At 59.3% G+C, this 9,071-nt stretch carries 4 protein-coding genes and 1 pseudogene; 3 read left to right on the forward strand and 2 right to left on the reverse strand.

What is annotated here, in order from left to right:
* The first annotated feature begins 264 nt into the window (after positions 1 to 264).
* Entirely contained in the window at positions 265 to 2,217 is a 1,953-nt protein-coding gene (locus PCJ49_RS16035) for an O-linked N-acetylglucosamine transferase (protein WP_269911809.1), read from the forward strand.
* Positions 2,218 to 2,243: 26 nt separating this feature from the next.
* A complete protein-coding gene (locus tag PCJ49_RS16040; protein WP_269911810.1) occupies positions 2,244 to 4,097 on the forward strand; it encodes a glycosyl transferase family 1 in 1,854 nt (617 codons plus the stop codon).
* 50 nt (positions 4,098 to 4,147) lie between these two features.
* Here PCJ49_RS16040 and PCJ49_RS16045 read toward each other — a convergent pair whose 3' ends face one another.
* Both PCJ49_RS16045 and PCJ49_RS16050 read right to left on the reverse strand, forming a co-directional pair.
* Positions 4,148 to 5,560 carry an HlyD family type I secretion periplasmic adaptor subunit gene (locus PCJ49_RS16045; protein WP_269911811.1) on the reverse strand — a complete coding sequence of 471 codons (1,413 nt, stop codon included), beginning with the start codon at positions 5,558 to 5,560 and terminating at the stop codon, positions 4,148 to 4,150.
* Between the two features lie 8 nt (positions 5,561 to 5,568).
* Entirely contained in the window at positions 5,569 to 7,692 is a 2,124-nt protein-coding gene (locus PCJ49_RS16050; RefSeq protein ID WP_269911812.1) for a peptidase domain-containing ABC transporter, read from the reverse strand.
* 446 nt (positions 7,693 to 8,138) lie between these two features.
* Between PCJ49_RS16050 and PCJ49_RS16055 the strand changes: the two are divergent.
* Positions 8,139 to 9,071 (forward strand): annotated as a pseudogene (locus PCJ49_RS16055) (heme utilization protein); the annotation flags it as partial.

A 9,071-nucleotide genomic window follows, 5' to 3' on the forward strand; every position in this document is an offset into this window, starting at 1 on the left:
TCATCCTCTTCGGCATTTCAGCTTAAGTCGTGGCATCTGCCATCAACTGTCGGTATAAACAAAAGGCAGAGGGCCCACCGCGCCCGAAATCTTTAATGCCAAAGGCATCAGACAAATCATAGGGATCGTTACCGGAGCTTCCACGGAACCTGTCAGTGACCGTCGATGCTGTGGTGCTTGTGCGATATGGTGCCGGCCGGTGATGGTGTAGCGACGACGAAGCAACGGGGATGGGCAGTGCAGCATCTGAGCGCGCTTGATGTCATGAGTGGTGCCAATAAGCTGGCGGCGGGCGGCGCCCTGGGGGAGGCCATCAGCCTTTACAAGACATGGATCGACAGCCATGCCGATGACCCGCTGCTTCCCGCTGTTTTGTTCAATTACGGGGTGCTGCTGGGCGATAACCGGAACGACCAGGCGGCCCTGCATGCCTATAATGAGGCGATCCGGCTGAAGCCGGATCTGGTGCCCGCCCATATCAACCTGGGCTCCGTGCTGGAACGGCTGGGGGCGGAGGATATGGCCCTGCAATTCTGGGGCAATGCCCTCAGCCTGACCGGGGCGGCAAATGAAGTCACCCTGAATTACCGTCTGACCGCCTTCAAGCAGCGTGCGCGCTTGCTGACCAAGTTGAACCGCACGGCGGAAGCGGAAGAGGTGCTGCGTCTCTCGCTGGAGACAAACCCCAATCAGCGGGAAGTGATCCAGCATTATGTGTCGTCGCGTCAGCGCCTCTGCCGCTGGCCGGTGATCAACCCGGTGGCGGGGCTGACGGCCCCGCAGATGATCAAGGCGCTGGCCCCGTTGAGCATGGCGATCTACACCGATGATCCGATGCTCAACCTCGCCTCTGCCTACGAATATAGTTGCAAGGAAGTGGGCTGGGCCGAGACGTTCCATGATCTGGAGGATTATCGCGGTCGGCCGCGCGCGGCCGATGGTCGTTTGCGCATCGGCTATCTCTCTTCCGACCTGCGGGCCCATGCCATTGGCTATCTGACGGCGGAGATGTTGGCCCTGCATGACCGCAGCAAGGTGGAGGTCTTTGCCTTCTTCTGCGGTTTCCAGGCCGAAGATCCGATCAAGGCCCGGATTCGGGAAAATGTGGAACATTGGTTTGATATCAATGATTTGAATGATGAGCAGGCGGCCAGCCTGATCCGGGAAAAACAGATCGATATTCTGATCGACATTAACGGCCACACCAAAGACGGCCGGACCCGTATGCTGGCGCGCCGGCCGGCGCCGGTAATTGTCAACTGGCTGGGCTATGCCGGCACGATGGGCACCCCCTACCATCAATATATCATCGCCGATGATTTCATCATTCCGCCGGAGTTGGAGAAATACTGCTCGGAAAAGGTGGTGCGTCTGCCCTGCTACCAACCGAATGACAGTTTACGTGTCGTCGCCGACAAGGTGCCCACCCGGACGGAACTGGGGCTGCCGGAAAATGCGGTGGTTTTCTGCAGCTTCAACGGTCCGCAGAAGATTTCACCCTTTACCTTCGCCCGCTGGATGGACGTGTTGCGGCAGGTCGACAATTCGGTTCTGTGGCTGCTCTGCGGGCAAGAGGTGGTGGCGCAGCGGTTGCGGGAAGAGGCGACCAGCCAGGGTATTGATCCTGCCCGCCTGATCTTTGCCCCCAGTATGCCCAATGCCATGCATCTGGCGCGTTATCCCCTGGCCGACCTGTTCCTGGACAGCCTGCCCTATGGGGCGCACACCACGGCTTCAGATGCGCTGTGGATGGGGGTGCCGGTGATCACGGTGCCGGGGCGCAATTTCGCCTCCCGCGTCTGTGCCAGTCTGGTGCGGGCGGCCGGAATGCCGGAACTGGTTTGCGACAGCCCGGAATCCTATGTGCGGCTTGCCGTGGAGCTGGGGCGCGATCCGGCGCGCCTGCTGGCGGTGCGTGAAAAGTTGCGGGCGCAGCGGGACACTTGTGTCCTGTTCGATACCCCCCTGTTTGTGCGGGAGATGGAGGCGTTGTGTGAACGCCTTTGGCAGGAATGGCAGGATGGCCAGGTGCCGCAGCCTGACCTTACCAATCTTGACCTTTACCTGGAGATCGGCGCGGCGCTGGATCATGACAGCGTGGAGCCCAGCTTCCTTCCCGATTATGAGGAACGCTATCGGGCAGTTCTGGCGCGGCGGCATTCTTACTCGCCCATTCCTTACGACAAACGTCTCTGGCCGGCTCCCGGCCCGCAGTGAACCGATTCTGACGGATGGATGGAGACATGGCTGTGACCATGGATTTTGCACCGCAATTTGCCCTGATCGCCCGTCGCCCCACTGTGGCTTCGATGCCGTTGGGTGAACAGGTTTGGCTGCGCAGCATCATGCCGCAGCTTGATTTTGTCCGATTGTCCGCACTGGTCGATCAGGCCCGGCCCTATACACCCGCCATCGTGGTGGAGATTTACAAGCTCTGGCTGGAAGTTCACGGCAATGCCGCTGCCGGGGGGCCTGGTGTCTGGTTCAACCTTGGGGTTGAACTGTCGGCCGCCGGGGATCAGGCCAATGCTGTAACGGCCTACCAGAATGCGCTGATGCTGAAGCCTGATCTTTATCAGGCTGCCTATAATATCGGGATCATCAAAAGCGGTGCCGGTGATGCGGACGGCGCCCTCGCCGTCTGGCGCGCTGCTCTGCAGCCTGACGAAGCACGCACCATGCTGCTTAATCAGATCGGCCGTGTTCTCGAGGAAAAACGGGATCCGGACGGGGCGGAACAAGTGCTTTACCGCTCGCTTCTGACCAATCCCCGGCAGCCCGATGCCATCCAGCATTGGAGCCTGAACCGTCAGGCCATTTGCGCCTGGCCTGTATTTGCCCCGCCCCTTCCGGGCATGTCGCCAGAGGAAGTGAAACGGTATTGCGGGCCTCTGGCGGCTTTGTCGCTGTTTGACCGGGTGGCAGACCAGATACAGATCACCCGGGAATGGCTGGAGCGGAAAATCAAGCCGGCTCCGCAGCTTCTGGCCCCGGCAGAAGGGTATCGGCATGACCGGATCCGCATTGGTTATATGTCGTCGGATTTCTGTGCCCACGCCATGAGCTTTCTGATCGTGGAGTTGCTGGAGCGTCACGATCGGTCAAAGTTTGAGGTGTTTGGCTATTGCTCATCCCGTGAGGATGGCAGCGATATTCGCCGCCGGGTGGTTGCCGCTCTGGATCACCATATTCCGGTCTCCCATCTGAAGGATGCGGAACTGGCCCAGCGAATTCGGGCCGACGAGATTGATATTCTCATTGATCTCAATGGCCTGACCAAGGGCGCCCGCATGGAGACCCTGCGGTGGAAGCCGGCACCGGTTCAGGCGACATATTTGGGTTATATCGGTGGCTTGCCGATTCCGGAGCTGGATTACCTGATTGCCGACCGGCATGTGATCCCGCCTGAAATCGCCGACCAGTATCATCCGAAGCCGCTATACCTGGATGATCTCTATCAGGCCAATGATAGCCGTGCCCCGCAACTCCCCCCGGTCAGCCGTGAAGGGGAGGGGTTGCCGGCGGACAAGTTCATTTTCTGCACCTTCTCCAATCATTATAAATTGACGGAGGAGATGTTCGACGCCTGGATGGAGATACTGCGCCGGGTGAAGCATGGTGTTCTCTGGCTGGTCAGCGACGAAAAGAAGGCGCGGGAAAATATCCTCGCCGAGGCCGCCAAGCGGGGCGTCGGGCCAGAACAACTGATCTTCGCTCCCCGCGTGTCACCCGATCATTACAAGGCCCGGATGGCGATGGCCGATCTGTTCCTGGATACCACCCCCTATAATGCGGGGACTGTGGCCAGTGATGCCCTACGGGTGGGGCTGCCTTTGCTCACGCTTCAGGGAGAGCCTTTTGCCTCCCGCATGGCCAGTGCCTTGCTGACGGCCGTTGGCTTGCCGGAGCTGGTGACGACCAATCGCGCCGATTATGTGGAGCTGGCGGTGTCGCTGGCCCATGACCCTGCGCGTTATCAGGCCTTGCGTTCCCGCCTGGATGGGGGGGAGGCATGGATGCGCAGCATCGGCAACACGGAACGCTTCACCCGCCAGTTCGAGGCGGCGATGGAACGTGTTCTCAAGCGACCGATCTGAAGGGGAGGGGTGCTTGATCTGGCCTGACGCGCCAGACCAAGCACCCCCTATCAGGGTTCGCGGATCGCTTCGCTGAAGCCGCGGGTAATGGGATAAAGGAAGTAGGACAGAATGGTCCGCTGTCCGACCTTGATCTCGGCACGGACTGTCATGCCGGGGATCAGATGTGCCCCTTCCGGCAGATTGGTCAGCTCCGTGGATAAAAGCTCCACCCGACCGCGGTGCAGCGCACCGCTATCCGCCGGAAGCGGTGCCCGCTGTGCATCCGTTTGTTCAGTTGCCCCGTTGGCGGCGAACGACTCCTGACTGATCGATTGCAACTTGCCTTTCAACATGCCGTGGCGCTGGAAGGGAAAGGCATCGACCTTCACCTCCACCTGATCTCCCGGCTTGGTATAGCCGACATCGGATGAACGGATGGTGATCTCCGCCAGCAGCGGTACATTGCTAGGCACCATGGAAATCAGGGCTTCCGCCTCACGCGCCACGGATCCGGCGGACCGTTTCGCCACCTCCAGAACGATGCCATCCTGCGGTGCGGTCAACCGGACCAGATCGCTGATTCGCACAGCCTTTGTCAGGGCCTCATCAATTTGCACAGCCTGGTTGCGGACCCGCACCAGCTCTTCCAGCAACTCCCGCTGCCATTGGTCAATGAAGGATTGGCGCTGTGCCAGTTTGGCTGACAGGCTGGAATTCAGCTCGTTCAGCCGATTGGTCGTGTTCTGCAGGGCGCGGTCCACCTGCAGGCGGTTCGACCGGGCGTCCAGCAGCTGCAAGCGGGAGCCTGTTTGCCCACGGAACAGTTCATCGCGGAGGTTCTCAACGTCCTGTGCCACGGCAAGCTGCTGGCTTAAAGAAGTGCGATCATCCTGGGCGGTCCGCAGGCCCGCCCGCAAATTAGCGATCTCGCCATCAAATGACGCCAATGTGGACGTATATTGCGCCTGACGCTGCCTGTAGAGATTGACCTGCAGAACCATGTCCGGGTCTTCGGACAGCTCCATGGATGTTGGCAGCGGTTCCCCGGCCACTTCGACGCCCAATCGTTGCAATTGGGCGATCATGGATTTCTGTTGGGCAGTCAAGCTCGCCTTATCCGCACCGGCAAAGGTTGGATCAAGGGTCGCGAGCACTTGTCCTTTCTTCACAGCATCGCCGGGCTTTACATTGATCTCACGAACAATGGATCGCTCCAAGGGTTGCAGAACGATGGCCGGGCTTTCTGACAGCAGGCGCCCCGAGCCTGCCACGATCATATCGACCTCAACAAGACCGGAGATCGTGATCAACAGGACGAACAGGGTGGCGACGGCCAGATGCGGCTTCCCCAGGATTGGCGGTGGTGGTTCGGCAATCACCTCTTCCAGGTCTTCCTGGAAAGGCAGCGCCTCCGGCGTTATCAGATTGGCAGGCACCGATGGGGCGCGTCGCCACAGGGCGGCTGGGACCAGCTTCTTCAAGGGCGCGTTCATTGGATATGCTGCGTCTGGGTTTGCCAAAGATGGCGATAGATATCACAGCGCTCAAGCAGCACCGAGTGGGGTGCAAAATCCACCAGTTCACCCTGCTCCAGCACAATGATCTTATCTGCCGTCACCAGGGAGGAGAGGCGGTGTGAAACGATGACCATGGTGCGGCCGCGGGCAATGTCAGAGAGATTCCGTTGCACGACAGCCTCGCTTTCCGGATCCAGGGCGCTGGTTGCTTCGTCGAAAATCAACAGCCTCGGGCGCGTCAACAGGGCCCGCGCAATGGCAATACGCTGGCGTTGCCCGCCGGAGAAGTTCGCCGCATTCTCTTCAACAAACGTATCATAGGCCATTGGCAGCCGGTTGATGAATTCATCTGCACCGGCCATCCGTGCCGCTTCCAGAATTTCCGGCATCTGGGCATCGGGCCGCGCAGCGGCAATATTGTCGCGGATGGTGCCGCGGAACAGCAGATTGTCCTGCAACACAACGCCGATGGACCGGCGCAGGTGATTGAGGTCAATGTAGCGCAGGTCCACACCATTCAGCTGGATCATCCCTTCCTGCGGCGAATGGATAGCCTGAATGAGGCGGGTGATCGTGGTCTTTCCAGAACCGGAACGACCGACCACCCCGATGACCTGCCCTTCCTCCACCGTGAAGGAAACATGCCGCAAAGCGGGATTGGCACCCGCGCTGTAGCGGAACGTTACGCTATCGAAATGGATATCGCCGGTGATCAGGGGGCGGGAAGGACGGGACCGGGTAGATCGTTCCGGCACCGAATTCATCACCGTACCCAGCATCTTCACGGAAAGAGAGGCTTCCTGATACTCATTGATCAGGGCAACCATCTGGACCAGGGGACCGGTGACGCGCCCGGAAAGCATATTGAAGGCAACCAAGGCGCCCAAGCTGAGGCTGCCATCAAAAACCTCAACGGCACCAACGGCCAATACGCTGATCTGCATCAGCTTTTCCAGGCCGTTGGTGATGACGGTGCCGAGCGCGCCGATACGGCCGACAGAGGCATGCCGACGCACGGCCTGGGCCACCTTATTGTCCCATTCCTTTTGGCGCAGCGGTTCCAGCACCAATGATTTCACCGCCCGCATACCGTGGATTGTCTCCACCAGGTGCGCCTGACGGGCACCTTCCGTTTGATAAAGCCGATCAAGTTCTGACCGGAAACGGGGCACCATGCCGCCGATCACACAAGCGATCGCCAGCGAAAAAGCGAGCACCACACAGGTCAGGCTGCCGGAATAAAACACCAGAAGCACAACAAGAATCGGTAAGGTTGCCGCGTCCAGGATGACCTGGAACAGGCGCCCCGTCAGAAAATGTCTTAATTTTTCCGTCTGCTGCAGATGTCGTACCAATACGCCGGCCGTGTTGGTCTCAAAGAAAGAAAGCGGCAGCCCCAGAAGATGCTGGAATGTGCGCGATGTCAGTCTGGCATCGATCTTATTTGATGCCAGCAGCATCAGGTTTTGCCGCACATAGCTGAAGAAGCCATCGAACATGGTCAGCACGATGAAAATCAGCACGACAGCAAAAAGTGTCTGATAGCTCTGGTGGCTGATGACCTTGTCGATGAGTACCTGAAAAAGCATGGGAATGCCCAGGCCGATCAGGTTGGCCATCAAGGCCGAGATGGCGACTCCACGGAACAACTTGGCGTGGCGGACGATCTCCGGCATGAACCAGCGAAAGCCGAAGGGCTGGTTATCATCGGTAAGCGCATAGACGCGCTTGCAGATGATCAGTGTGCCGCTCCAGTCCGCCATGAACTGTTCCGGCGTCAGCAGCTTCACGCCCTCCTGCTCGGTGATCGGGTCTAGAACTGCCGCAAAACGCTGGCCATCGGGGGCGGTGATGATGTGGGCCAGCACCACCCAAGTGCCATCCTTGCGAATCGCAAAGGCCGGATAGGCTGTTCCCAACTGCCCGGCCTTTTCCCAGCTGCAGCGCTCCAACGTGCGGCCTTTCAGGCCGACAGCGCGCATCGCCTTCAAGGTAGAGCCCTTGATATCATTAGCGCCACTGATGGGTAGCTCTTCTGGCGCAAGCTGAATCCCATGATGCATGGCAATCAGGAAAAGGCAGCGCAAGGCCGTCATATGGGGGGACAAGGGAGGCCTATTTTCCGAGGGGGTAAACCTATCGATCCGAAATTAAAGGGATTCTCCAAAATTCACGAGAAAAAATTCCCGTGTTATTGTGGATTTATCCCTGGTCTTCCTTTTGGGGGGGCGTCTTTGGGGTCATGACGGGTCGACATAAAGCTGCAATAGAAATGCGTCTTGACTCCCGCCCGAAAGAGGTATCATATCCATACAGGCCCAAAAAATTTGGGTGCCTTACTCCAAAAGGGGAATGACTCGGTTTATCTTGGATGCTTAATGCATTCCATAAGATGGGCTGCGTGTATCCGGCGTTAGGCTCCAGAGGTCCATTGGGTTTAGAGCGCGTCTGCGGGGGCGTGCTCGTGAGTCGCAGGCGATGGTGTGGCAGCACCGTGTCTTGACTTGTTCCTCCAATAAACCTGGGCGTCGGAGCAACAGCCATGTCGGTCTTGTCTTTCCTCACGACAACGCAAGTCGCTGCGTTGACCACCACCACCATCGCATCGCTGACATCGACCCAGATACGGTCGCTCAGCTCGACGCAGGCGGGTGCCCTCACAACCGATCAGATTCAAGCGTTTGGTACCAGTCAGCTGGTGACAATCGGAACAACGCAGGTCGTGGGCTTGAGCACCACGGCCCTTGGTGCGTTGTCGACCACGGCTTTTGCATCGCTGACCTCAACCAGCATCGGCGCCCTTAGCACCACACAGGTCGGCGCCCTGGAAACAACTCAGTTGTCGGTTCTGCCGACAACATGGGTTCGTGCGTTGACCACAACGCAGGTGGCGGCGCTGACAGAGACGCAAGCCGCTGCACTGACCACGACGCAGCTTGGCGCGCTGACGACGACCCAGGTTCGGGCTATTGAAACAACCGACCTTGCGGCGCTGACAACAGATCAGATCACAGGTCTGACCACGCTCCAGTTGACCGCGCTGACCTCTACGCAGTTCAGTGCGATTGAGACGACGGACCTTGCTGCCCTGACGACGACGCAGGTGCGTGGTCTGACGACGGCCCAGATTGCCGCGCTGACCACCACTCAGACGTCGGCGCTGACGGAGACGCAGTTTGGCGGTCTGACGACGACGCAGCTTCGCGCTCTGGAGACGTCTGACTTTGCGGGTCTGACGACGACGCAGCTTGGTGGTCTGTCTGCCACCCAGATGCCGGGCCTGACGACGGGTCATTTGAACGCCCTGACGACGACGGCGGTTGTTGCGCTGACCTCGACGCAGCTGGGTGGCTTGCAGACCAGCCAGATTGCGGGCCTGAACAGCACGCAGGTTGGTCTGTTGACGACGGATCAGATCGGCACGCTGGCCTCCACGCAGCTGCGGGCCTTGACCTCGACGCAGATCGGCTCGTTG

It is taken from the genome of Niveispirillum sp. BGYR6 (genome assembly GCF_027568365.1).
GTDB lineage: Bacteria > Pseudomonadota > Alphaproteobacteria > Azospirillales > Azospirillaceae > Niveispirillum.

What these genes read in the sequence shown, in the direction of transcription:
- PCJ49_RS16040 (WP_269911810.1), top strand. Translation starts at nt 2,244, where the DNA reads ATGGCTGTGACCATGGATTTTGCACCGCAATTTGCCCTGATCGCCCGT.
- PCJ49_RS16050 (WP_269911812.1), bottom strand. Translation starts at nt 7,692, where the DNA reads ATGACGGCCTTGCGCTGCCTTTTCCTGATTGCCATGCATCATGGGATT.
- PCJ49_RS16035 (WP_269911809.1), top strand. Translation starts at nt 265, where the DNA reads ATGAGTGGTGCCAATAAGCTGGCGGCGGGCGGCGCCCTGGGGGAGGCC.